Origin of the sequence: Streptomyces lusitanus, assembly GCF_042647945.1 — a bacterium.
In the GTDB taxonomy this organism is placed as follows: Bacteria; Actinomycetota; Actinomycetes; order Streptomycetales; family Streptomycetaceae; genus Streptomyces; species Streptomyces pseudogriseolus.
This window is the reverse complement of sequence record NZ_JBHRWL010000001.1, coordinates 127113-150927: the sequence shown is the minus strand read 5'-3', so window position 1 is coordinate 150927 and position 23815 is coordinate 127113. Positions and strand designations below refer to the sequence as shown.

Sequence of the window (23815 nt, the reverse complement as noted above, 5' to 3'; positions counted from 1 at the left end):
CACCCCCGGCGGAGGGGCGTCACGGCCGGGCGGAGGGGGCGGTGAGGTCCGCGAGGCCGGCGAGGAGGCGGGCCGCCGGCGCCGGGTCGACCAGCCATTTCAGGTGACTGCCCGGGAGGGTGCGGACGTCGTAGGGGTTGTCCGGCGTCAGCTCGTCGCCCTCGCGGATCAGCCGGTCCTGGAGGGCGGGCGGCAGGCTCGCGTCGTCGGCCAGGCGGACGTACGTCCTCGGGATCGTGCCCCAGGTCGCCGCCTGCGCCCGGTCGGCGGAGGTGCCGACGTCCAGGTTCTCGTCGGGCTGGAAGGTGTTCAGGAAGGTCAGGAACTCCTCGTCGGTGCCGTCGGCGAGGAAGGCCGCCTTGAACGCCGCGAGGGCGGCCGGGTCCGCGGTGCGGAAGTTGACGCGGAGCAGGCCGAGTTCGGCGGGGTTCCCGGCCGCGGCGAGCGCCAGCGAGGCGGCGTCGACCTCGGCCATCTCGGGCTCGGCGTAGTAGGCGCCCACGTCCAGCGCGACCGGGCACCAGGCGGAGACGTAGACGATGCGGTCGATCAGGTCGGGGCGCGCGTTGGCCGCGGCGGTGGCGGTGATGCCGCCCCGGCTGTGCGAGACGAGGATCACCGGGCCGTTCCGCTTCGCCCGCTCCAGGACCCCGATCAGGTGCGCGGCGTTGTCGGCGAGCGTGACGCCCTTGATCGCGCCGGGCGCGGTGGCGAGCCCTTCGGGGTGCTGCGGCGCCTGGTAGGCGCGGGTGTAGGTGGCCGCGAAGCCGTGGCCGGGCAGGTCGACGGCGACGGAACGGTGGCCGAGGAGGCCGAGTTCGGCCTGGAGCGGCGCGAAGGAGAAGGAGTTGGCGAAGGCGCCGTGGACGAGGACGTACGTCGGTTGCAGCTGGCTGCTCACTGCGTCCGGTCTCCTTCGGGTGGGGGTCGGCGGCCGCCGGAGCAGCGCGCGGCAGGACGGCGCGGTTCGCGCTCCGGCGGGTCACACTACTCAGCGGAAGATCACCGGCACCAGCGGTTAACAGCCCTCCGTTCGAAATGCGGTTGCGCCGGGTGTCCCGCCCGGACAGGGTGCCGGGATGACCGTCCCCCCGGGAGTTGATGTGCCGTCCCCTCACACCCCCTCCGTCAGGGAGTTCCGCCTCACGGACGACAAGGCCGGGCCGTACGGCATCACGGCCGGCCCCGACGGCGCGCTCTGGCTCACCCTGGTCCACCGCGGCGGTGTCGCCCGGCTCGGTCCGGACGGCGCGTACGAGGAGTACGCCCTGGACCCGGCCGACTGCCGTCCCACGGTCATCGCGCCCGGACCGGACGGCGCGCTGTGGTTCACCCGCTTCCAGGACCACCGGATCGGGCGGGTCACGGTCGACGGCCAGGTGACGTCCTTCGCCCTGCCGACGCCCGACGGCGGTCCGTACGGCATCACGGCGGGACCGGACGGCGCGCTGTGGTTCACGGAGACGACCGGCGACCGCATCGGCCGGATCACCGTCGACGGGGAGGTCACCGAGTTCGCCCTCCCGGTCGAGGGCGGCTTCCCCTCCGCGATCACGACGGGGCCGGACGGGGCGCTGTGGTTCACGCTGAACGGCGCGAACGCGATCGGCCGCCTCACGCCTGACGGCGACACCGCCGTGCACCCCCTGCCCACCGACGCCGCCGGGCCGGTCGGGATCGCGTCGGACGGCGGGGCCGTCTGGTTCACGGAGATCCTCGCGGGCCGGATCGGCAGGATCTCGGCGGACGGCCGGATCACGGAGTTCCCCCTCCCCGACCCCGCGGCCAAACCGCACGCCGTCGTCGCGGCGGCCGACGGCGAGTGCTGGTTCACGGAATGGGGCACGGGCCGCGTCGGCCGCATCACGGGGACCGGCGAGATCACCGAACACGCCCTCCCGGACCCGTCCTGCGAACCCCACGGCATCACCGTGGGCCCGGACGGCGCACTGTGGACGGCCCTGGAGTCGGGCGGGGTGGCCAGGGTGGAGAGGCCACTGCCGTGACGGCGTACGTCGAGGATCCGGCCCGGCTCGGTGAGACCCGCCTGCCCGACGGACGCCTCCTCGGGTGGGCCGAGTGGGGGCCGCCGGACGGCACGCCGGTGCTGCTGTGTCCGGGCGCGGCCACCAGCAGACGGCTCGGCTTCGGTCCGGACGCCGTCAGGGCGCTCGGGGTGCGGCTGATCTCCGTGGACCGCCCGGGACTCGGCGCGTCGACGCCGGCGCCGGGCCGGACGTTCGCCGACTTCGCCCAGGACATCCGACACCTCACCGAGGTGCGGGAGCTGGGACGCCCGGCCGTCGTCGGCAACTCGCAGGGCGCGCCGTTCTCCCTCGCGTGCGCGGCGGAAGGCGTCGTCTCCGGGGTGGCGGTCGTCTCCGGCGCGGACGAGATCGCGGCCGAGGAGTTCGCCGACGCGCTGCCGGCGGAGGTGCGGGGGCTCGTCGACAGGGTCGCCGCCGATCCGGCCGGGGCGGAGGAGTTCTTCGCGGGATTCGACGCGGAGGCGATGCGGGCGATGGTGACGACCACGGGCGTCGCCTGTGACCTGGCGGTCTATCAGGAACCCGGCTTCGCCGACGCCTACCGCCGCTCGCTGGAGGAGGGCTTCGCCCAGGGCGCGGCGGCCGGTTACGCCCGCGACACGGTCCTGGCGATGGGGCGCTGGCCGTTCGCGTTGGCGGACATCACGGTCCCGGTCGACGTCTGGTACGGCGAGCACGACACCAGCCACTCACCGGACCACGGCCACCGCCTGGCCTCCGGCATCCCCGGCGCCCGCCGCCACGTCGTCCCGGAAGCCGGCGGCTCCCTCCTGTGGACCCACCCGGGCCCGATCCCCAGCAGCCTGCTGACGAGGACCGGGACGTCCACCGGCCGGTGACGGGTGCCGGCGAGGCCCGGACAGCACTCGGGCCGCCCCCGAAGGAGCGGCCCCAGGACCTGGTGCAGCCGAATGCACCTTGTGTGTTTGCTACGGCCGATGCTGCCAAGGCACTCCTGCGACGGTCAAACCGACCGTTGTGCCCCGTTGACGTCCGTTTCCGGTCAGTGGCAGCGGCTGGTGTGGTCGACGAAGGCGGACCAGGAGGCGGGGGACACGGCGAGGGAGCCCCGGAGGTCGCGGCCTTGCGACCCGGGTCCGTGTCGTGCCGCGCGCGGACGGCGGACCCGGCAAGACCGTGCGGGCGGAGCTGCCGCTGTGACGTCGGGGCGCGCACCGGAAACAATGGGCGCATGGCCGACACCCAAGACCTGCGTGCCCGTTTCGTCCGCGCCCTCGAAGGGGCCCGGGGAGCCGTGGAGGGGCCGGACCCCGTGCCGTACGCGGAGAATCTGATCGCGCGCTGGCGGGAGCCGCAGCGGCGGTACCACACCGTGGATCACCTCACCGCGGTCCTCGACCGCGTCGACGAGCTGGCGGGCCACGCCGACGACCCCGACGCCGTACGGCTCGCCGCGTGGTTCCACGACGCCGTCTACCTGCCGGACCGGTCCGAGAACGAGGAGCGGTCCGCCCGGCTCGCCGAGCGCGCGCTGCCGGAGGCCGGGGTGTCCGCGGAGAAGACCGAGGAGGTCGCCCGGCTGGTGCGGCTCACCGTGACGCACGACCCCGCCGACGGCGACCGGAACGGCCAGGTGCTGTGCGACGCCGACCTCGCGATCCTCGCCGCCGCGCCGTCGGCGTACGCCGCCTACACCGCCGCCGTCCGCGAGGAGTACCACTTCGTGCCCAGCGACGCCTTCCGCGAGGGCCGCGCCGACGTCCTGCGCCAACTCCTCGGTCTGCGCCGCCTGTTCCGCACCCCGTACGGGCAGGAGCACTGGGAGGCCACCGCCCGGTACAACCTGCGCGGCGAACTGGAAATGCTGTCGCCCCCGCCGTCGCCCTCCGCATAGCCTCCCCGTCATGCATGCATCAGGAGCGGAACAGGTGGAGCAGGCCGTCGCGCACAGCATGGCGGCCCTGGGGGCGGTCACCGACCGCGACTGGACGGCGGTCCGGGCGGGACGGCTGGAGTGGAGCTGCCGCGAGACGGCCGCGCACGTCGCGAGCGATCTCGTCGCGTACGCGGGACAGCTCGCCGGGCGGGCGCAGGACGCGTACGTGCCCTTCGACATCGCGCTCGACGGGGACGCCGACAACGCCGGCATCCTCCACGTGATCACCACCACCGGCGCCCTCCTCGCCGCCGCCGTCCGCACCACCCCCCGCTCCGTGCGCGCCTTCCACCCGTACCCGTTCCGGCACGCGAACCGCGAGGGCTTCGCCGCGATGGGCGTCGCCGAGGTGCTGCTGCACACGCACGACATGGCCGAGGGGCTGGGCGTGGCGTACGAACCGCCCGCAGAGCTCTGCGAGTTCGTGCTGACGCGGATCTTCCCGCGCGTCCGGCCGGGGCCGGCGCCCTGGCCGACGCTACTGTGGGCGACCGGCCGCGGCGAGCTGCCGGGGCGGGAGCCGGTGACCGCCTGGCGCTGGTGCAACAACCCGGTGCTGCGCTCCGAGCGGCTCGACCTGGAGGGCGTCACGCCGGCGGTCGGCGCGAGCCTGTCCGTCGCGGGCGACGGCGGCTTCACATGGGTCGGCGGCGCCCCCGCGGAGGGCACGCGGGTGGGCGCGGGGATCGGGGTCGCGCAGTACGAGGAGGGCGCGTTCGTCCCGGAGTGGGGCATGTACGTGCTGGTGCGCCGGGAGGACGACCGCGCGGTGGGCGCGATGGGCTTCCACGGCCCGCCCGGCGCCGAGGGCCGGGTGGAGATCGGCTACGACCTGGTGGTGGAGGCACGCGGGAACGGCTACGCGACCGAGGCGCTGCGCACCCTGTCGGCGTGGGCGCTCGGCCAGGACGCCGTGCACACCGTGGTGGCCGTCGTCGAGGAGACGAACGTGCCGTCGCAGAAGGTCGTCACGCGGGCCGGGTTCACCGAGGTGTCGCGGCGGGAGGGGCACATCACCTACGAGCTGCGCGCCGCCTGATCTACTGCGTACCGCCCGTCCGCCCGGCCGCCCCCTTGCGCCGCCGCAGTCCCGCCCCGTGCAGCAGCCGCACCACCTCGCGGCTGCTGACCTCGACCGCGCCCGCGCGCACCGCGTCCGCGTACCGGTGCGAGGGGATGTCGTAGTGGTCGCGTTCGAAGGCGCGGCGGGGCACGCCCAGGCCGGCGGCGAACAGGTGCAGCTCGGCGAACGAGACGTCGCTCACCAGGTGGGACCACAGGCGGCCGTGCCCGGGCCAGGCGGGCGGGTCGATGTAGACCGTCACGAGGGGCTCGCCTCACCCAGTCCGCCGACCGCCGCGACCTTCACACCCGCCTTGTGGCACACCCAGTGCGGGTCGGGTCCCAGCTCCGGCTCCACCTCCAGCGCGTGCGGGTCGCCGCTGCCGCACACCGGGCACAGCGGCCAGCGTCCGTACCGCTCCAGCAGGGCGTCCTGCACGTCCTGCGCGACCAGACCGGCCAGGAAGCCGACACCCTCCGGCCACTGTTCGACCCACCAGCGGCGGTGCGCGACGGAGTCCTCGACGAGGGACACGACGTCCGCCTCGGCGACCCCGCGCGCGACGAGGTCGGCCAGCACGAGGGCGCGCGCCGCGTGCAACGCTTGTTCCAGGGGCGGGGGAGGGCCAGGGTCACGCTCGGGGTCCATGTCCCCATTGTGCGCACTCTTGACCGGGAGCCCGGGGCGAAAATATCTTTCATTTCGTGACCAATGACGTGAAGGAAATTTTCGGGAGCGCCGGCGCCCCACCCGCTCCGCCCGCGCCCGCCGCCCTCGCGGCCAAGGTGCGGACGCTGGCCCCGTCGATGACGCGCTCCATGCAGCGCGTCGCCGAGGCCGTCGCCGACGACCCGGCAGGCTGCGCGGCACTCACGGTCACCGGCCTCGCCGAGCTGACCGGCACCAGCGAGGCCACCGTCGTCCGCACGGCCCGCCTGCTCGGCTACCCGGGCTACCGCGACCTGCGGCTCGCCCTGGCCGGCCTGGCCGCCCAGCAGCAGTCCGGGCGCGCCCCCGCGATCACCACCGACATCGCCGTGGACGACCCCATCGCCGACGTGGTCGCCAAGCTCGCCTACGACGAGCAGCAGACCCTCGCCGACACCGCCGCCGGGCTGGACACCGTCCAGCTCGCCGCCGCCGTGACCGCCCTCGCGGGCGCCCGCCGCACCGATGTGTACGGCGTCGGCGCGTCGGGGCTGGTCGCCCAGGATCTCACCCAGAAGCTGCTGCGCATAGGCCTGATGGCGCACGCCCACAGCGACCCGCACCTGGCCGTCACCAACGCCGTGCAGCTGCGCTCCGGCGACGTGGCGATCGCCATCACCCACTCCGGCACCACCGGGGACGTCATCGAGCCGCTCCGGGTGGCCTTCGAGCGCGGCGCGACGACGGTCGCCGTCACCGGCCGCCCCGACAGCCCCGTCACGCAGTACGCCGACCACGTCCTGACCACGTCCACGGCCCGCGAGAGCGAGCTGCGCCCGGCCGCGATGTCCTCCCGTACGGGCCAACTGCTGGTCGTGGACTGCCTGTTCGTGGGTGTCGCCCAGCGCACCTACGACGCCGCCGCGCCCGCCCTGTCGGCGTCGTACGAGGCGCTGGCGCACCGGCACCGGGCGACCCGCAGGGGCTCGTGAGAAGCGACGCCGTACCCCCTTCCGAGCCGCCGGCCCCGACCGAAAGAACACCGCCCATGACCTCCACCTCCCGCGACCGTGATCTGCGCTCCCAGCTCGAGACCCTGACCACCGAGGCGTTCCGGCCGGAGCTGGCGGACGTCGACCGGCTGCCCACGCTCGAGATCGCGCGGCTGATGAACGCCGAGGACGCCACGGTCGCGGGCGCCGTCGCCGAGCAGGTCCCGGCGATCGCCGCCGCGATCGACGCCATCGCCGCGCGGATGGCGCGCGGCGGGCGGTTCGTCTACGCGGGCGCGGGCACGGCGGGGCGGCTGGGCGTGCTGGACGCCTCCGAGTGCCCGCCCACCTTCAACACCGACCCGGCGCGGGTCGTCGGCCTGATCGCGGGCGGCCCGGACGCCATGGTCACCTCCGTCGAGGGCGCCGAGGACTCCCCCGAGCTGGCCGAGTCCGACCTCGCCGCGCTCGGCCTCACCCCGGACGACACGGTGGTCGGGGTCTCCGCCTCCGGCCGCACCCCGTACGCGGTCGGCGCCGTCGCGTACGCCCGCGCGCGCGGGGCGCTCACCGTGGGGCTGTCGTGCAACCGGGACAGCGCGCTCGCGGCGGCGGCCGAGCACGGCATCGAGGTGGTCGTGGGCCCGGAGTTCCTCACCGGCTCCACCCGCCTCAAGGCCGGCACGGCGCAGAAGCTCGTGCTGAACATGCTGTCGACGATCACGATGATCCGGCTGGGCAAGACCTACGGGAACCTGATGGTCGACGTGCGCGCCTCCAACGAGAAGCTGCGCGCCCGCTCACGCCGGATCGTCGCCCAGGTGACGGGCGCCGGCGACGAGGACGTGGAGCGCGCCCTCGCGGCCACGGACGGCGAGGTCAAGCACGCGATCCTGGTACTGCTGGCCGGGGTGGACGGGCCGACGGCGGCCCGGCTGCTCGACGAGGCCGACGGGCATCTGCGGGCGGCGCTGGCGGCCGCGGGAAGCTGACCGTACGGGCTGGGATACTGGAGCGGTCCCCCACGTCGGAGATTCCACCATGAACCACGCACAGCTCACCGCCCTCGGCCGGGCCCTGCGTGTGCTCGGTGAGCACGGCGAGGCCCTGTCCGCCGACACCCCGGACGCCCGGCTGCACGAGGTGCGGGGCGACCTGCGGCGGGCGCTGGACCTGCTGGAGGACACCGTGACCACGGCGCCGCCCAGCACCCGCTGCGCCGAGCACCCCACAGGACCGGTCGACGAGAGCGCCCCGGACCTGTGCCTGCTCTGCGAGACCCGGCGCCGCGCCGCCCGCCGCGCCGAGTTCAACGGTCCGGCCCCGCAGGCCCGCCCCGCCGATCCGACCCCCTCCCGGTACGGGGTGCGGGGCGACCGCCCGCAGCCGCAGCAGCGCTGGCTGCCGGAGATGTGGAACGGCCAGGCGTGGCAGCTGTGCGGCACGCCTCGCCGCGACCGCCGCGAGGCGGAACTCTTCGTCAAGGCCCAACTCCGCGCCCCGCACCCGGCGATGGCCTACCGCGTCGTCCACGAGTTCACCGACTACGAGGTCCTCCGCATCTGGGGCACCCCGGTCCGCGTGGACATCGAACCGATGGGCAACCTCTGAGCCACCGGCGCCGCGCGGCGGCCGGACGCCGACATCGCCTGGGCGGCACCTCCCATGCTCCGAGGCGGCTGAGCCCCCTCGAACCGGACGATCAACGGGCGGGCGCCGGCCCGGTACGGCGGCCGATCGGCCCGCGTGGGCGACGGGCGTCACGCCTTGGCCGACTCGGCGGCCTGCCCCGTCCCGTCGGCGACGGCCGGCCCCGCCCGGGCGGCGCCCCGCTACGTCGAAGCGACCGAGCCCTCTCGAACCGGACGACCAACGGCGGCCGCCGTTCGGCCGCGTGACGGCGGCGGCCACGTCTGGGCGGCGCCCCGCTGCTCCGAGGCGACCGAGTCCCATCGCGCGCGGACAGCGAACAGCGGCCGTCGTCCCGGTGTTTCCGGGGCGGCGGCCGCCGTCGTTTCGCTCACGCTCCTGCAGGCCTCACGCCTTCGCCGGCTCCGCCGCCTGTCCCGCGCCCTCGGTGACGAGCGACTCCGCCCCGGCGGTGCCCCTCTGCTTCGGGATGAACGCCGCCACCACGAAGCCCAGCAGCGCCGCGCCCGCGCCCAGGGCGAGGACCGTACGGAAGGCGTCCTCGGACGGCAGCGCGTACGGGCCGAACCGCGTCGTCATCTGCGCCAGCACCACACCGGCGACCGCGCTCGCCACGGACGTGCCGATGGAGCGCATCAGGGTGTTGAGGCTGTTCGCGGCGCCCGTCTCGGAGGCGGGCACGGCGCCCATGATCAGGGTCGGCATGGCCCCGTAGCAGAAGCCGATGCCCGCGCCGATGACGCAGGACGCCAGCACGAAGTGCCAGACCTCGCTCATCAGCGCGACGTTCAGCCCGTAGCCCGCGGCCACGATCAGCGCGCCGATCATCAGCGTCACCTTCGGCCCCCGCGCGCGGGTGACCAGCGCGGAGACCGGGGCCAGTGCCATCATCACCAGGCCGGACGGCGCCATCACCAGACCGGCGCTCAGCAGCGACTGGCCCAGGCCGTAGCCGGTCTGCTCCGGCAGCTGGAGCACCTGCGGGATGACCAGCGACATGGAGAACATCGCGAAGCCGATCGCCACGGAGGCGAGGTTCGTGATCAGCACCTGCGGGCGGACGGTGGTGCGCAGGTCCACCAGCGGCCCCTCGGTGCGCAGCTCGAAGAAGCCCCAGCCGACCAGGACGACGACGGCCGCGGCGAACAGGCCCAGCGTGGTGCCGCTGGTCCAGCCCCAGTCGCCGCCCTTGGAGATCGCCAGCAGCAGACAGATCAGCCCGGCCGCCATACCGGCCGCGCCCACCACGTCGAACCGCCCGCCGGTCCGCACCTTCGACTCGGGCACCAGCGCGAGGACCAGCCCGAGGGCGACGACGCCGAGCGCGGCGGAGGTCCAGAACAGCGCGTGCCAGTCGAAGTTGTCGGCGATCAGCGCGGCCAGCGGCAGTCCGAGCGCGCCGCCGACGCCGAGCGAGGCGCTGATCATCGCGGTGGCGGAGCCGAGCCGCTCCGCGGGCAGCTCGTCACGCAGGATGCTGATGCCCAGCGGGATGACGCCGGACGACAGGCCCTGGAGGGCGCGGCCCACGATCATCGGGGTGAGGCTGTCGCTGAGTCCGGCGACGACGGAGCCGACGACCAGCATGGCCATGCTGACCAGCAGCATGCGCCGCTTGCCGTACATGTCGCCGAGCCGGCCCATCACGGGGGTGGCGACGGCGGCGGCCAGCAGGGTCGCGGTGACGGCCCAGGCGGCGTCCGACGGCGAGGCGTTCAAATACTGGGGCAGCTGCCCCACGATCGGGATCACCAGCGTCTGCATCAGCGAGACGACGATCCCGCTGAGCGCCAGCACGGGTACCACGGCACCCGTCCTCGGCGGCGCGGCGGTGCCGGTCGTGGCGGACTGTTCGGGTGCGTCGGACATGAGGAAGGTCTCCGGATGAGTCAGTTCTACTTGACTCAGGCAACTTTATATCCCTTGATTGACGCAAGCAAATGAAAACTGCGTGACACCCGCATGACAGGGACAGCCGCACCTCGGTCACCGCGCACGCAAGGGCGCGGCGCCCCAGGTACCCCAGGGCGCCGCGCCTCGGACTCAGAGACTCACAGCCGGCCTCAGCTCAGCGACGTCAGCGACGCCGCGTCGTACGACGTCAGCTCACCGAAGCGCCCGGCCAGCACCTTGGCCGCCCACTCCGGGTCCTGAAGGACCGCGCGGCCCACCGCGACCATGTCGAACTCGTCGCGCTCCAGACGGTCGAGGAGGTCGTCGATGCCGCGCAGCGGGGCGCCCTCGCCCAGGAAGGCGCGGCCGAACTCGCCGTCCAGGCCGACCGAGCCGACGGTGATCGCGGGCCGGCCGGTCAGCTTGCGGGTCCAGCCGGCCAGGTTGAGGTCGGAGCCGTCGAACTCGGGCAGCCAGTATCGGCGCGTGGACGCGTGGAAGGCGTCGACGCCGGCCGTGGCGAGCGGGGTGAGGATCGCCTCCAGCTCCTCGGGGGTCTCGGCGAGCCGGGCGTCGTAGTGGTCGGCCTTCCACTGCGAGAACCGGAAGACGACCGGGAACCCGGGCGACACGGCCGAGCGCACCGCCTGCACGATCTCGACCGCGAACCGGGTGCGGGCCACCGGGTCGCCGCCGTAGGCGTCGGTGCGGCGGTTGGTGCCCGCCCACAAGAACTGGTCGATGAGGTAGCCGTGGGCGCCGTGCAGCTCCACGCCGTCGAAGCCGATGCGCTCGGCGTCGGCCGCCGCGCTGGCGAACGCGGCCACGACGTCGTCGATGTCGGACTGGGTCATCGCCTTGCCGCCCTCGGTGCCGTCCAGGCGCAGCCCCGACGGGCCGACCGCCAGCGCCTCCGGGAACGGCGGCTTCCCCTGCTGCCGGACCATGCCGACGTGCCACAGCTGCGGGAAGATGCGGCCCCCGGCGGCGTGCACCGCCTCCGCGACCTTCGCCCAGCCGGCCAGCTGCTCCTCCCCGTGGAACCGGGGGACGCGGTCACTGATGCCGGCGGACGGGTGGCCGACGTAGGTGCCCTCGGTGACGATCAGTCCGACCCCGGCGGCGGCCCGGCGGGCGTAGTACGACGCGACGTCCTCCCCCGGCACGCCGCCCGGCGAGAACTGGCGGGTCATGGGCGCCATGACGATGCGGTTGGGCACGGTCAGCCCGTTCAGGGCGACGGGCCGGGCCAGGATCTCGGCGGCACGTCCGGTGGCCTCGGAGGCGGCGACGGTCATCAGGGGGACTCCTCGGGGATACTCGGGATACTCGACGGTATGTGTACGTGCATGGATCGCACTCTTCGTCGAACCCGCGTGAGGAGGCAGGCATTCCGTCGCTCCCCCGCCGACACCCGTGACGCCCGTCACTCCCCGCGGCGCGCACCCGGACACGCCGAAGGGCGGCACCCCCTGTGCGGGGAGTGCCGCCCTCCGGACCTCGGACGGGTCCGAACCTGACGGATCAGGCTCAGAAGTCCATGTCACCGCCCGGCATGCCGCCGCCGGCCGGGGCCGCGGCCTTCTCCGGCTTGTCGGCGATGACGGCCTCGGTGGTGAGGAACAGCGCGGCGATCGACGCGGCGTTCTGCAGCGCGGAGCGCGTCACCTTGGCCGGGTCGATGATGCCTTCCTTGACCAGGTCGACGTACTCGCCGGTCGCGGCGTTCAGGCCGTGGCCCGGGGTCAGGTTGCGCACCTTCTCCACCACGACACCGCCCTCGAGGCCGGCGTTCACGGCGATCTGCTTCAGCGGGGCCTCGAGCGCGAGCTTCACGGCCTGGGCGCCGGTCGCCTCGTCACCCTCGAGCTCCAGCTTCTCGAACACCTGGGAGGCCTGGAGCAGGGCCACGCCACCACCGGCGACGATGCCCTCCTCGACGGCCGCCTTGGCGTTGCGCACGGCGTCCTCGATGCGGTGCTTGCGCTCCTTGAGCTCCACCTCGGTGGCGGCGCCGGCCTTGATGACGGCCACACCGCCGGCGAGCTTCGCCAGGCGCTCCTGCAGCTTCTCGCGGTCGTAGTCCGAGTCGCTGTTCTCGATCTCGGCGCGGATCTGGTTCACGCGGCCCTGGACCTGGTCGGCGGAGCCGGCGCCGTCCACGATGGTGGTCTCGTCCTTGGTGATGACCACCTTGCGGGCCTTGCCCAGCAGGTCGAGGGTGGCGTTCTCCAGCTTGAGGCCGACCTCCTCGGAGATGACCTCGCCGCCCGTGAGGATGGCGATGTCGCCGAGCATGGCCTTGCGGCGGTCGCCGAAGCCCGGGGCCTTGACGGCGACGGACTTGAAGGTGCCGCGGATCTTGTTGACCACCAGGGTCGACAGGGCCTCGCCCTCGACGTCCTCGGCGATGATCAGCAGCGGCTTGCCCGACTGCATGACCTTCTCCAGGAGCGGGAGCAGGTCCTTGACGTTGGAGATCTTGGAGTTGGCGATCAGGATGTACGGGTCGTCGAGGACGGCCTCCATACGCTCCATGTCGGTGGCGAAGTACGCCGAGATGTAGCCCTTGTCGAAGCGCATACCCTCGGTGAGCTCCAGCTCCAGACCGAAGGTCTGGGACTCCTCGACGGTGATGACGCCTTCCTTGCCGACCTTGTCCATGGCCTCGGCGATGAGCTCGCCGATCTGGACGTCGGCGGCGGAGATGGAGGCCGTGGAGGCAATCTGCTCCTTGGTCTCGACGTCCTTGGCCTGCTCGAGCAGGGCGGCGGAGACGGCCTCGACGGCCTTCTCGATACCGCGCTTCAGGGCCATCGGGTTGGCGCCGGCGGCGACGTTGCGCAGGCCCTCCTTGACCAGGGCCTGGGCGAGAACGGTCGCGGTGGTCGTACCGTCACCGGCGACGTCGTCCGTCTTCTTGGCGACTTCCTTGACCAGCTCGGCGCCGATCTTCTCGTACGGGTCCTCGAGCTCGATCTCCTTGGCGATGGAGACACCGTCGTTGGTGATCGTGGGGGCGCCCCACTTCTTCTCGAGGACGACGTTGCGGCCCTTGGGGCCGAGCGTCACCTTCACGGCGTCCGCGAGCTGGTTCATGCCGCGCTCGAGGCCGCGCCGCGCCTCCTCGTCGAACGCGATGATCTTGGCCATGTGAAGTGGTCCCTCCAGGACTGGGGGTGATTCCTTCGGACCGCGCCCGCGCCCGCGACGGACGGCTCGCCCGCCGTGTGGTTCCTTGCCCCACCCGGCCTGGCGGGCCTCACCGACCCGGTCCTTCGTTGTCACTCTCACCTTCAGAGTGCTAACGCCAATGATTAGCACTCGACCCCCGAGAGTGCAAGGCACACCCACGGAGCGGCGCCACGACAGAAGAGGCTCGCAAGGCCGTACGGGCCAGACGCGCCAAGGGTTCGCGCCCGCGCTCAGCCGGGGGCGAACACGGCGCGCACGGCGCGTGCGCCTGGCGGCATGACGAAGGGCCCGCACCCCGGAAGGTGCGGGCCCTGTCGCCGGCAGAAGATGTCGCGTGCTGCTGGTAGCGCGTTCAGGCGGTGACGCGAACCATGTCGGCCTGCGGGCCCTTCTGACCCTGCGAGATCTCGAACTCGACCCGCTGGCCCTCTTCAAGGGTGCGGTAGCCGTCCATCTGGATCGCGCTGTAGTGGACGAAAACATCCGCACCACCGTCGACCGCGATGAAGCCGTACCCCTTCTCCGCGTTGAACCACTTGACGGTGCCCTGAGCCATGCCTAACTCCCCTATTACTGGCCCTTGCACAGATCCACACTTCGCGGACCCGGGTCAGACCTCACCCCCCAACGGTTGGGGGCGTGCGCCGGAACGCGTCGACCGCGGCTGAATGTATCTGTCCAACTGCCGTCTGCAACAGGTCAATCGGACGAGAAATCTGGACGCCAGCGATCCGGAATGTGGCAAAAATTCGCCAGAATTCAGGGCAAGTCGGGCCGGGCAAAGAAGACAAAAGCCGCGAAAGAAGCCCGCACTTTGGCTACATCCAGTCGGGTCCGCGGCAGGAATTCACAGTTCCTGATTCAAGGATCAGGAGCGCGTTCCCCAACTCTACCGCGCTCAACCCCATGGAATTGCCCCCTCCGCATCTCTCACGGAGGGGGCAACGCCGTAAACGCTCGGTAACGGTCATTACCGAAGGTAATGATCAGCCGCCGGCGACCGCCGGAATGATCGAGACGCCGGCACCCGCCGGGGTGGCCGTCTCCAGCCCCTGCTCGAAGCGCACGTCGTCGTCGTTGACGTAGACGTTGACGAACCGGCGCAGCTTGCCCTGGTCGTCCAGGACACGGGCGGCGATGCCGGTGTGGTTCTTCTCCAGGTCCTGGATGACCTCGCCGAGGGTGGCCCCCTCGGCGGTGACCTCGGCCTTGCCACCGGTGTAGGTGCGCAGAATGGTAGGGATACGAACGGTAACGCTCACTTTGAACCTCCGGTCAGGTGACAACCCCAGGGGCGCGGGGCGGTGTTCGATTTGCGGCTACCGCCGCGTGGGCGCGAACAACCCCCACCGGCCCGCGGACGAACGACTCAGACAAGCCCGGCTTCCCGGAAAGACTCCAGGCTGGGACGGATCGTCGCGGTCAACCCGGTCCCCGCCACCGCGTCCAACGTCTTGAGCCCGTCCCCGGTGTTGAGCACCACGGTCGTGAGGGACGGATCCAGCACCCCGTCCTCGATCAGTTTCTTCGTCACGCCGACCGTGACCCCACCCGCGGTCTCCGCGAAGATCCCCTCCGTCCGCGCCAGCAACTTGATCGCCTCGACCACCTGCGCGTCCGTGACGTCCTCCACCGCCCCACCGGTCCGCCGGGCGATGTCCAGCACGTACGGCCCGTCCGCCGGGTTCCCGATCGCCAGCGACTTGGCGATCGTGTCCGGCTTCTGCGGGCGGACCACGTCGTGCCCGGCCTTGAAGGCGGTGGACACCGGCGAGCACCCCTCGGCCTGGGCGCCGAAGATCTTGTACGGCCTGTCCTCGACGAGCCCGAGCTTGATCAGCTCCTGGAGCCCCTTGTCGATCTTCGTGAGCTGGGAGCCGGAGGCGATCGGGACGACCAGCTGGTCGGGAAGACGCCAGCCGAGCTGCTCGCAGATCTCGTACGCGAGGGTCTTGGAGCCCTCGGCGTAGTACGGCCGCAGGTTGACGTTGACGAAGCCCCAGCCCTCGCCGGCCGGGTCGCCGATCAGCTCGGAGCAGAAGCGGTTCACGTCGTCGTAGTTGCCCTCGATGCCGACGAGCTCGCCGCCGTAGACGGCGGCCATGACGATCTTGCCCTGCTCCAGGTCGTGCGGGATGAACACGCAGGAGCGGAAGCCGGCCCGGGCGGCGGCGGCGCCGACCGCGCCGGCCAGGTTGCCGGTGGAGGAGCAGGACAGGGTGGTGAAGCCGAAGGCGCGCGCGGCCTCCAGGGCCTGGGCGACGACCCGGTCCTTGAAGGAGTGCGTGGGGTTGCCGGAGTCGTCCTTGACGAACAGCTTGCCGGCGTCGACGCCCAGTTCACGGGCGAGGTTGTCGGCGTGGACGAGCTTGGTCCAGCCGGGGTTGATGTTCGGCTTGTCGGCCACGTCGGCCGGGACGGGCAGCAGGGGCGCGTAGCGCCAGATGTTCGCGGGACCCGCCTCGATGCGCTTGCGGAGCTCTTCGGTGTCGTACCCGGAGAAGTCGTAGGCGATCTCCAGCGGGCCGAAACACTCCTCGCAGGCGAAGACGGGGCCGAGGGGCACACGGTGGCCGCACTCGCGGCAGGACAGCGCGGCGGCCGGACCCAGGTCGACGGAGTTCGCGGTGTCGGTGGTGCTGTCGGTGGTGCTTGCAGCGGTCTGCACAGCCATGGAGGCGAGGCCCTTTCTCCTCATCTTCCTCACGACGCACTTCGCCGTGAGACGGATTTGGCACCTTCCCTAGCCGGGAGCCTCGCCACGTCCGCGTGACAGGAACCGACTGGAGGGTTGCCGGGGCTTCATCGGGCCGTGTCCCTCTGCCCCTCTGGATGAGCGGTGTTCAGTTGTGCGCCACGACCCCAAGATGCGGGGTCCCTCGGCGTTGCTCAAGACTGTAACCGAAGGCCCGGACGGCGGAGAGAGCAGTCCGAACCCCGAGATGGATCACCGGCCAGTGAGGAGCCCGGACTGTGCTGGAAGAAGTCGAGCGCTGGCTGATCGAGCGCTCCTGGTCGGTGGCCGACCGTCCCCTGCACCGGATCCTGGCGGCGAAACGGGCCTCGGGGCAGACGGTGAGCGTGGTGCTGCCCGCGCTGAACGAGGAGGCCACGGTCGGGGACATCGTCTCCGTCATCCGGCACGACCTGGTGCACCAGGTGCCGCTGGTCGACGAGGTCGTGGTGATCGACTCCGGCTCCACCGACCGCACCTCCGAGGCGGCCGCGGCGGCGGGCGCGCGGGTGGTGCACCGGGACGTGATCCTGCCCCGCATACCGGCCGTGCCCGGCAAGGGCGAGGTGCTGTGGCGGTCGCTGCTCGTGACCCGCGGCGACATCGTGTGCTTCGTCGACGCCGACCTCAGGGACTTCTCCTCCGACTTCGTCACCGGCATCGTCGGCCCGCTGCTCACGGACCCCCACCTCCAGCTGGTCAAGGCCATGTACGACCGCCCGCTGACCCGGGCCGACGGGAGCACCACGGGCGCGGGCGCCGGGCAGGGCGGCCGGGTCACGGAGCTGATGGCGCGCCCGCTGCTCAACATGCACTGGCCGCAGCTCGCCGGGTTCGTGCAGCCGCTGGGCGGCGAGTACGCGGCCCGCCGGGGCCTCCTCGAACGGCTCCCGTTCCCCGTCGGGTACGGCGTCGAGCTGGGCATGCTGGTCGACGCCCTGCACCTGGTGGGCCTGGACGCGCTGGCGCAGGTGGACGTGGGCGTGCGCAAGCACCGGCACCAGGACGGGCAGGCGCTGGGCCGGATGGCCGCCGCGATCTACCGCACCGCGCAGCTGCGGCTGGCCCGCGCGCACATGCTGCGGCCGTCGCTGACCCAGTTCGAGCGCGCCGGGGACGCCTTCGAGCCGCGCACGTACTCGGTGGACACCGAGGAGCGGCCGCCGATGGCGGAGATCGCGGAGTACCAGGCGCGCCAGGTGGCCTGACCGCGACCGCCGCCGGCCGGTGTGACGCACCGGCACGTTTGAGGCCCGGGGGGCCGGGCTAGGTTGAGGCGTATGGCTTCAAGCTTCGGTGCAGCTCAGGTGCTGGTCGCCTCCAACCGGGGGCCGGTGTCGTACGCGGTGGCGGACGACGGTTCGCTGAGGAGCAAGCGGGGCGGCGGGGGACTGGTCTCCGGCCTCTCGGCCATCGGCCCCGAGTCGGGCGCCCTGTGGGTGTGCTCGGCGCTGTCCGACGGCGACCGCGAGGCGGTGCGGCGCGGGGTCGGCGAGGACGGCGTGCGGATGCTGGACATCCCGGCGGGCGTGCACGCGGACGCGTACAACGGGATCGCGAACTCGGTGCTGTGGTTCGTCCACCACATGCTGTACCAGACGCCGCTGGAGCCGGTCTTCGACGCGGAGTTCCGCCGCCGGTGGGCCTCCTACGAGACGTACAACCGCGCGTTCGCCGAGGCGCTGGCCGAGGAGGCCGCCGAGGGCGCGGCCGTCCTGGTGCAGGACTACCACCTGACCCTGGTCCCCGGCATGCTCCGCGAACTCCGTCCCGACCTGCGCATCGGGCACTTCTCGCACACGCCATGGGCGCCGCCCGAGTACTTCGCGATGCTGCCCGACGACATCGCGCGGCAGGTGCTGCGCGGGATGCTCGGCGCCGACCGGCTCGGCTTCCTCACCCGCCGCTGGGCGGACGCGTTCACCGCGTGCTGCGAGCGGTTCGCCGGCGGGCTCGGCGACACGCGTGTCGGGGTGCACGGTCTGGGCGCCGACGCGGACCTCCTGCGCGCCCGTTCCCACGAACAGGACGTCGAGGAGCGGATCGTCGCTCTGCGGGAGGAGATCGGCGAGGGCCGCCGGACGATCGTCCGGGTGGACCGCACCGAGCTGTCCAAGAACATCGTGCGGGGCCTGCTGGCGTACCGGCAGCTGCTCGACGACCACCCGGAGTGGCGCGAACGCGTCGTGCACGTCGCCTTCGCCTATCCGTCCCGGCAGGACCTCGCGGTGTACCGCGACTACATGGCGGAGGTGGAGCGGGTCGCGGAGGAGATCAACGAGCGGTACGGCACCCCGGGCTGGCGCCCGGTCCTGCTCCACCTCAAGGACGACTTCGCCCGCTCCCTCGCCGCGTACCGGCTGGCCGACGTGGCCCTCGTCAACCCCATCCGCGACGGCATGAACCTGGTCGCCAAGGAGGTCCCGCTGGTCTCCGACACGGGCTGCGCGCTGGTGCTGTCGCGGGAGGCGGGGGCGCACGAGGAGCTGGGCGAGGACGCGATCACCGTCAACCCGTACGACGTGGTGCAGACGGGGGAGGCGCTGCACGAGGCGCTGTCGCTGGGGGCGGAGGAGCGGACGGAGCGGTGCAAGCGGCTTGCGGCGGCGGCGACGGCGTTGCCTCCGGCACGGTGGTTCCTGGACCAACTGGAGGCACTCCGCGCCTAGGGGCGCGGGGAACTGCGCGCCCAGCCCCGCACGCCCCGCACCCGGCATGCAACAGCCCCCGGCACCCCAGTGGCCGCACGGGCGCGAAGTGCAGGCCCGCTGGAGGGTGCCGCCTGCGCCCACCCGTGCCGCCCCAAGCGGCACGACTGCCCGCAGGCGGCGGCGCGCCCCGTAGGCGTGACATCCCGGGTGCGTGGATAGGTTGAGGCTATGGCCAGTCATACGGACTCCACCGACCCCGGCGCCCTGCCGGCGCCCACCACGCAGGCCGGGCGCGACGGCCTGGACGCCCTCCTGGCCCACCCGGGCAAAGCCCTGATCGGCCTCGACTTCGACGGAACCCTCGCCCCGATCGTGCCCGACCCGGAACAGGCCCGCGCCCACCCGGACGCCGTCCCCGCACTCGCCGCGCTCGCCCCGAAGGTCGCCTCCGTGGCCGTCGTCACCGGCCGCCCGCCGGGCGTGGCCGTCCGCCACGGTGGTTTCGCCGGCGTCCCCGGTCTCGAGCACCTGGTGGTGCTCGGCCACTACGGCGCCGAGCGCTGGGAGGCGGTCACGGGTTCCGTCACCGCACCCGCCCCGCACCCCGGCGTCGCCGCCGCCCGCGCGGAGCTGCCCGGGCTGCTGGACCGGGTGGGAGCGTGGCAGGGCACGTGGATCGAGGAGAAGGGGCGGGCGGTCGCCGTCCACACCCGCAGGGCGTCCGACCCGCAGGCCGCCTTCGAGGCGCTGCACGAGCCGCTGACGGACCTCGCGACGCGGCACGGGCTGGTCGTGGAGCCGGGGCGGATGGTGCTGGAGCTGCGGCCGCCGGGGATGGACAAGGGAGTCGCGCTGCTGAGGTACGCGCGGGAGATCGGGGCGGAGTCGGTGCTGTACGCCGGGGACGATCTGGGGGATCTGGCGGCGTTCACGGCGGTGGACAAGTTGCGGGGGTCCGGGACGCCGGGGGTGCTGGTGTGCAGTGGCAGCGAGGAGGTCACGGAACTCCGTGAACGGGCCGACCTGGTGGTCGACGGACCGTCGGGGGTGGTGGGACTCCTGCGGGCGTTGGCGGAGCGGCTCGCCTGAGCGAGTCTCTCGCCCCCGCCGCCCTTTCCCTTCCCGTCCCTGGGGCTACGCCCCAGACCCCCATCGGCCCTGGCGGGCCTCGTCCTCAAACGCCGGACGGGCTGGGAGTCAGCCCCTCCGGCGTTCGAGGAGCGGGGTCCGGGGCGGAGCCCCGGAGGACAACCTCACCGCTCCGCCCGCCGCGCCTCCCGTACCCGCCGCAGGCGGTTGACCGTCACGGGGTCGTGGGCCAACGCCCGCGGATCATCCAGCAGCGCGTTCAGCAGCTGGTAGTACCGCACCGGCGCCAGCCCCAGTTCCTCGCGGATCACCCGCTCCTTCACCCCCGGCGACACGGCCCCCCGCCGCTCCAGCGCGAGCACGTCCCGCTCGAGTCGCCCCAGTTCCTCACCGTCACCCATGCCGGGCAGGCTAGCCGCTACTCCGCGTTGTCCGCCCGTACGGCCGCCGCCTGGAGCTCGCCGAGGACGCCCGCGGGGCTGCCACCCGGCTCCACGGCCCGGCCGATCTTCTGCTTGATCGCCGCGTTCACCGCCGCCCACGACGTCTTGCCCACCGGGTACAGCTCCGACAGCGGCAACTGGTCCAGGAACGGCTTGAGTTCCTTGTCCTGCCCCGACGCCGCCATCGCCCGGGACGCGGAGTTGGTGACCGGCAGCAGGTCGTACTCGCGGGAGAAGCCCAGCACGTTCTCCTCGCTGTAGACGAAGTCGAGGAAGTCGCCGATCTCGTCGCGGTGGCCGTTCTTCTCGAAGGCCATCATCCAGTCGGCCACGCCGAGCGTGGACGAGGTCGCGCCGTCGGCGCCGGGGATCGGTACCATGCCGAACTTCACGCCCTTCTTGCGCGCCAGGTCCATCAGCGAGGGATGCCCGTTGAGCATGCCGACGTCCCCGGCGGCGAACGCCTCGAACGCCTTGGCGCGGTCGAGCTTGCCGGGCGCGACGGGCCCGGTGAGGCCCTTGCCGACCAGTTCGTCCCGCAGCCAGCTGAAGGTCTCGATGTTCTCCGTGGAGTCGATGCCGTAGGTACCGCCGATGTCGGTGTAGCCGCCGTCGCCGCTCAGCAGCCACTGGAGGGTCTCGGCCTGCGCCTCCTCCGGGCCGAGGGGCAGCGCGTACGGGTACTTCACGCCGCGCGCCTTGAGTTCCTCGGCGCACTCGACCAGTTCGTCCCAGGTCGTGGGCGGGGTGAGCCCGGCGTCGGCGAACAGCGACTTGTTGTAGAACAGCAGCCGGGTGGACGCCGCGAACGGCATGCCGTACTGCACGCTGCTGACCTCGCCCGCTTCGGAGAGCTGCGAGAGGAAGTCCGCCTGGACGGGGATGGAGAGCAGGTCGCCGGCCCGGTAGAGCAGGCCCTGGGAGGCGTAGTCGGCGTAGGCGCCGATCTGCGCCATGTCCGGCGGGCTGCCGGCGTCGACCATCTCCTTGACCTTGCGGTCGACGTCGTTCCACGAGTACACGCTGACCTCGACGTCCACGTCGGGGTGGTCCGCCTCGTACCGCTCGACCAGGTCGGCCCAGTACTTCTCGCTGCTGTCGGCCGCGCCGTTGCCGTAGTCGGCGGCGACCAGCGTGAGGGTCACGTCGGAGGAAACGCCGCCGACCCCGCATCCGCCGAGGACCGCTGCCAGTCCCAGCGCGGACATCGTCGCGATCGTCCTTGTCCTGACCCGCCGTCGCACGTGCTCTCCCCTGATCCGGCGCCCAGCGCCGTCCGTAGTCCCGATTATCGGATTAAGGTCTACACCACGTGAGTGGACTAGACCTCTCGCGGGTCGGCGGGCCACACTGTTCCCCGTGAGACATGTCATCGCCCTCGACGTGGGCGGCACCGGGATGAAGGCCGCCCTGGTCGGGGCGGACGGCGAGCTGCTCCACCGGGCCCGCCGCCCCACCGGCCGCGAGCGCGGCCCGGACGCGGTGGTCGAGGACATCCTCGACTTCGCGGCGGAGCTCCGCGCCCACGGCATCCGCGCCCACGGCGAGGCGGCCTCGGCCGCCGGCGTCGCCGTCCCCGGCATCGTCGACGAGGCGGAGGGAGTCGCCGCCTACGCCGCCAACCTCGGCTGGCGGGACGTCCCGCTGCGCGCCCTGCTCGCCGAGCGACTCGGCGGCGTGCCCGTGGCCCTCGGCCACGACGTGCGCACCGGCGGACTCGCCGAGGGCCGCGTCGGCGCCGGGCGCGGCGCCGACCGCTTCCTGTTCGTCCCGCTCGGCACCGGCATCGCGGGCGCCATCGGCATCGCCGGCAGGGTCGAGGCCGGCGCGCACGGCTTCGCGGGCGAGATCGGCCATGTCGTCGTACGGCCCGGCGGCACGGAGTGTCCCTGCGGGCAGCGTGGCTGCCTGGAGCGGTACGCGTCCGCGTCGGCCGTGAGCCGGGCGTGGGCCGAGGCGAGCGGCGACCCGGACGCGGACGCGGCGGACTGCGCCAAGGCCGTCGTCTCGGGCGACGAGCGGGCCGTGCGGGTGTGGCAGGACGCGGTGGACGCGCTCGCCGACGGGCTGGTCACCGCGCTCACCCTGCTGGACCCGCGCACGCTGATCATCGGTGGCGGGCTCGCCGAGGCGGGGGAAACCTTGTTCACACCGCTGCGGGAGGCCGTCCGGCGGCGGGTCACCTTCCAGAAGCTGCCGTCCCTGGTCCCCGCGGCCCTCGGGGACACCGCAGGATGCCTGGGCGCGGGCCTTCTCGCCTGGGACCTGATCGAGACCACCGACCTCCCGGAGGTAACCACCTGATGGCCCCCACCAAGGTTCTCACCGGTGCCCGGGTGGTCCTGCCCACCGGGACCGTGGACGGCGCGAGCGTGACCGTCGAGGGCACGCGCATCGCGGCCACGGCGCCCGGCGCCTCCCCGTCCCCCTCCCCCGAGGGCGGCACGGTCGATCTGCGGGGCCACTGGCTGGTCCCCGGCTTCGTCGACATCCACAACCACGGCGGCGGCGGGGTCTCCTTCGCCGGCGGCACCGCCGAGGACGTCCTCCAGGGCGTCCGCACCCACCTGCACCACGGCACGACCACCGTGGTCGCCTCCGCCGTCACCGGCGACCTGGACTTCCTCGCCCGGCACGCGGGGATGCTCGCGGAGCTGGCCCAGCAGGGCGACATCGCCGGCATCCACTTCGAGGGTCCGTTCATCTCCCCCTGCCGCAAGGGCGCGCACGACGAGACCCTGCTGCGCGACCCCGACCCGGCGGAGGTGCGCAAGCTGATCGACGCGGCGCACGGCCACGCCCGGATGATGACGCTCGCCACCGAACTCCCCGGCGGCCTGGACTCCGTACGGCTGCTCGTCGAGCACGGCGTGATCGCCGCCGTCGGCCACACCGACGCCACCTACGAGCAGACGGTCGCCGCCGTCGACGCGGGCGCGCGGGTCGCCACCCACCTGTTCAACGCGATGCCGCCGCTCGGCCACCGCGCCCCCGGCCCGATCGCCGCGCTGCTGGAGGACGAGCGGGTCACCGTCGAGCTGATCAACGACGGCACGCATCTGCACCCGGCGGCGCTCCAGTTCGCCTTCCACCACGCGGGCCGTGACCGGGTCGCCTTCATCACCGACGCGATGGACGCGGCCGGCTTCGGCGACGGCCGCTACATGCTCGGCCCGCTGGAGGTCGAGGTCGCCGACGGCGTGGCCCGGCTGGTGGAGGGCGGTTCGATCGCCGGCTCCACGCTCACCCTGGACCGCGCGTTCAAGCGGGCGGTGACGGTGGACGGGCTGCCCGTCGAGGACGTCGTCGCGGCGGTCTCCGCCAACCCGGCGCGGCTGCTCGGCCTGGACGACCGCATCGGCTCGCTGGAGCCCGGCAAGGACGCCGACCTGGTCGTCCTGGACGACGCGTTCGAGCTGGTCGGCGTGATGCGCAAGGGGGAATGGGCGGTCGCTCCCCAACTGGCCTGATCCGTCCCCGGGATCGGCCGACGGCGGCCGGTCCCGGGGGTG

Annotated in this window: 23 protein-coding genes and 1 riboswitch; of the genes, 12 read left to right on the top strand and 11 right to left on the bottom strand. The window is 72.8% G+C overall.

From position 1 onward, the window contains the following. Positions 1-19: 19 nt before the first annotated feature. Positions 20-901 (bottom strand): alpha/beta fold hydrolase, encoded by an 882-nt coding sequence (locus tag ACFOSY_RS00800; RefSeq protein ID WP_394304787.1) that lies wholly within the window; start codon positions 899-901, stop codon positions 20-22. A 178-nt stretch (positions 902-1079) separates the two neighbouring features. Between ACFOSY_RS00800 and ACFOSY_RS00795 the strand changes: the two genes are divergently transcribed. The 4 genes from ACFOSY_RS00795 (at position 1080) to ACFOSY_RS00780 (ending at position 4984) form a co-directional block, all read left to right on the top strand. After that, positions 1080-2006, top strand: a complete 927-nt coding sequence (locus ACFOSY_RS00795; RefSeq protein WP_394304786.1) for a Vgb family protein — start codon at positions 1080-1082, stop codon at positions 2004-2006. Next, the gene (locus ACFOSY_RS00790) at positions 2003-2887 is read left to right on the top strand and encodes an alpha/beta fold hydrolase (protein ID WP_394304785.1); all 885 of its coding nucleotides are present in this window, start codon (positions 2003-2005) and stop codon (positions 2885-2887) included. The genes ACFOSY_RS00795 and ACFOSY_RS00790 overlap by 4 nt, the downstream gene beginning before the upstream one ends. 353 nt (positions 2888-3240) lie before the next feature. Continuing rightward, a complete protein-coding gene (locus tag ACFOSY_RS00785) occupies positions 3241-3903 on the top strand; it encodes an HD domain-containing protein (protein ID WP_394304784.1) in 663 nt (220 codons plus the stop codon). Between the two features lie 34 nt (positions 3904-3937). Continuing rightward, on the top strand, positions 3938-4984 hold the full coding sequence (locus ACFOSY_RS00780) for a GNAT family N-acetyltransferase (RefSeq protein ID WP_394304893.1): 1047 nt from the start codon (positions 3938-3940) through the stop codon (positions 4982-4984). Between the two features lies 1 nt (position 4985). Here ACFOSY_RS00780 and ACFOSY_RS00775 read toward each other — a convergent pair whose 3' ends face one another. Both ACFOSY_RS00775 and ACFOSY_RS00770 read right to left on the bottom strand, forming a co-directional pair. Beyond that, positions 4986-5270, bottom strand: coding sequence for a DUF4031 domain-containing protein (locus ACFOSY_RS00775; RefSeq protein WP_394304783.1), 285 nt, complete (start codon positions 5268-5270; stop codon positions 4986-4988). Further along, positions 5267-5656, bottom strand: a complete 390-nt coding sequence (locus ACFOSY_RS00770) for a hypothetical protein (protein WP_394304782.1) — start codon at positions 5654-5656, stop codon at positions 5267-5269. Before ACFOSY_RS00770 ends, ACFOSY_RS00775 begins: the two co-directional genes overlap by 4 nt. Positions 5657-5712: 56 nt before the next feature. Between ACFOSY_RS00770 and ACFOSY_RS00765 the strand changes: the two genes are divergently transcribed. From ACFOSY_RS00765 to ACFOSY_RS00755, 3 genes are read left to right on the top strand one after another with little or no spacing between them, the layout of a single operon-like run. Then, positions 5713-6648 (top strand): MurR/RpiR family transcriptional regulator, encoded by a 936-nt coding sequence (locus ACFOSY_RS00765; protein ID WP_394304781.1) that lies wholly within the window; start codon positions 5713-5715, stop codon positions 6646-6648. A gap of 56 nt (positions 6649-6704) precedes the next feature. Further along, on the top strand, positions 6705-7640 hold the full coding sequence (murQ, locus tag ACFOSY_RS00760) for an N-acetylmuramic acid 6-phosphate etherase (RefSeq protein WP_394304780.1): 936 nt from the start codon (positions 6705-6707) through the stop codon (positions 7638-7640). Positions 7641-7689: 49 nt separating this feature from the next. Next, positions 7690-8259 carry a hypothetical protein gene (locus tag ACFOSY_RS00755; protein ID WP_394304779.1) on the top strand — a complete coding sequence of 190 codons (570 nt, stop codon included), beginning with the start codon at positions 7690-7692 and terminating at the stop codon, positions 8257-8259. Between the two features lie 426 nt (positions 8260-8685). Here ACFOSY_RS00755 and ACFOSY_RS00750 read toward each other — a convergent pair whose 3' ends face one another. The 6 genes from ACFOSY_RS00750 to thrC all read right to left on the bottom strand — a co-directional run bounded on the left by ACFOSY_RS00750 (position 8686) and on the right by thrC (position 16060). Beyond that, the gene (locus tag ACFOSY_RS00750) at positions 8686-10167 is read right to left on the bottom strand and encodes an MFS transporter (protein ID WP_394304778.1); all 1482 of its coding nucleotides are present in this window, start codon (positions 10165-10167) and stop codon (positions 8686-8688) included. A gap of 194 nt (positions 10168-10361) precedes the next feature. After that, positions 10362-11489 (bottom strand): NADH:flavin oxidoreductase, encoded by a 1128-nt coding sequence (locus tag ACFOSY_RS00745; protein WP_394304777.1) that lies wholly within the window; start codon positions 11487-11489, stop codon positions 10362-10364. A gap of 232 nt (positions 11490-11721) precedes the next feature. Then, entirely contained in the window at positions 11722-13344 is a 1623-nt protein-coding gene (gene groL / locus ACFOSY_RS00740) for a chaperonin GroEL (RefSeq protein WP_225653786.1), read from the bottom strand. Positions 13345-13738: 394 nt separating this feature from the next. Then, positions 13739-13942, bottom strand: a complete 204-nt coding sequence (locus tag ACFOSY_RS00735) for a cold-shock protein (protein ID WP_004986573.1) — start codon at positions 13940-13942, stop codon at positions 13739-13741. 430 nt (positions 13943-14372) lie between these two features. Further along, a complete protein-coding gene (locus ACFOSY_RS00730; RefSeq protein ID WP_006133871.1) occupies positions 14373-14648 on the bottom strand; it encodes a ubiquitin-like small modifier protein 1 in 276 nt (91 codons plus the stop codon). A gap of 107 nt (positions 14649-14755) precedes the next feature. After that, positions 14756-16060: a threonine synthase gene (gene thrC, locus ACFOSY_RS00725; RefSeq protein ID WP_394304776.1), complete on the bottom strand. Its 1305-nt coding sequence runs from the start codon at positions 16058-16060 to the stop codon at positions 14756-14758. 17 nt (positions 16061-16077) lie between these two features. Continuing rightward, a riboswitch (SAM riboswitch) is annotated at positions 16078-16225 on the bottom strand. 134 nt (positions 16226-16359) lie between these two features. On the opposite strand from thrC, the gene ACFOSY_RS00720 reads away from it, so the two are divergent. The 3 genes from ACFOSY_RS00720 (at position 16360) to otsB (ending at position 19860) form a co-directional block, all read left to right on the top strand. Beyond that, positions 16360-17328: a glucosyl-3-phosphoglycerate synthase gene (locus tag ACFOSY_RS00720; protein ID WP_394304775.1), complete on the top strand. Its 969-nt coding sequence runs from the start codon at positions 16360-16362 to the stop codon at positions 17326-17328. A 72-nt stretch (positions 17329-17400) separates the two neighbouring features. Continuing rightward, entirely contained in the window at positions 17401-18789 is a 1389-nt protein-coding gene (locus ACFOSY_RS00715; protein ID WP_394304774.1) for an alpha,alpha-trehalose-phosphate synthase (UDP-forming), read from the top strand. A 210-nt stretch (positions 18790-18999) separates the two neighbouring features. Then, on the top strand, positions 19000-19860 hold the full coding sequence (otsB, locus tag ACFOSY_RS00710; RefSeq protein ID WP_394304773.1) for a trehalose-phosphatase: 861 nt from the start codon (positions 19000-19002) through the stop codon (positions 19858-19860). Positions 19861-20024: 164 nt separating this feature from the next. Here otsB and ACFOSY_RS00705 read toward each other — a convergent pair whose 3' ends face one another. Both ACFOSY_RS00705 and ACFOSY_RS00700 read right to left on the bottom strand, forming a co-directional pair. Beyond that, positions 20025-20261: a DUF3263 domain-containing protein gene (locus ACFOSY_RS00705; protein WP_006133876.1), complete on the bottom strand. Its 237-nt coding sequence runs from the start codon at positions 20259-20261 to the stop codon at positions 20025-20027. A 17-nt stretch (positions 20262-20278) separates the two neighbouring features. Continuing rightward, on the bottom strand, positions 20279-21511 hold the full coding sequence (locus ACFOSY_RS00700) for an extracellular solute-binding protein (RefSeq protein WP_394304772.1): 1233 nt from the start codon (positions 21509-21511) through the stop codon (positions 20279-20281). Positions 21512-21662: 151 nt separating this feature from the next. Between ACFOSY_RS00700 and ACFOSY_RS00695 the strand changes: the two genes are divergently transcribed. Together ACFOSY_RS00695 and nagA are read left to right on the top strand one after the other, a co-directional pair. Beyond that, positions 21663-22607: an ROK family protein gene (locus ACFOSY_RS00695; RefSeq protein ID WP_394304771.1), complete on the top strand. Its 945-nt coding sequence runs from the start codon at positions 21663-21665 to the stop codon at positions 22605-22607. Further along, a complete protein-coding gene (gene nagA / locus ACFOSY_RS00690; RefSeq protein WP_394304770.1) occupies positions 22607-23773 on the top strand; it encodes an N-acetylglucosamine-6-phosphate deacetylase in 1167 nt (388 codons plus the stop codon). Before ACFOSY_RS00695 ends, nagA begins: the two co-directional genes overlap by 1 nt. The last annotated feature ends 42 nt before the right edge of the window (positions 23774-23815 follow it).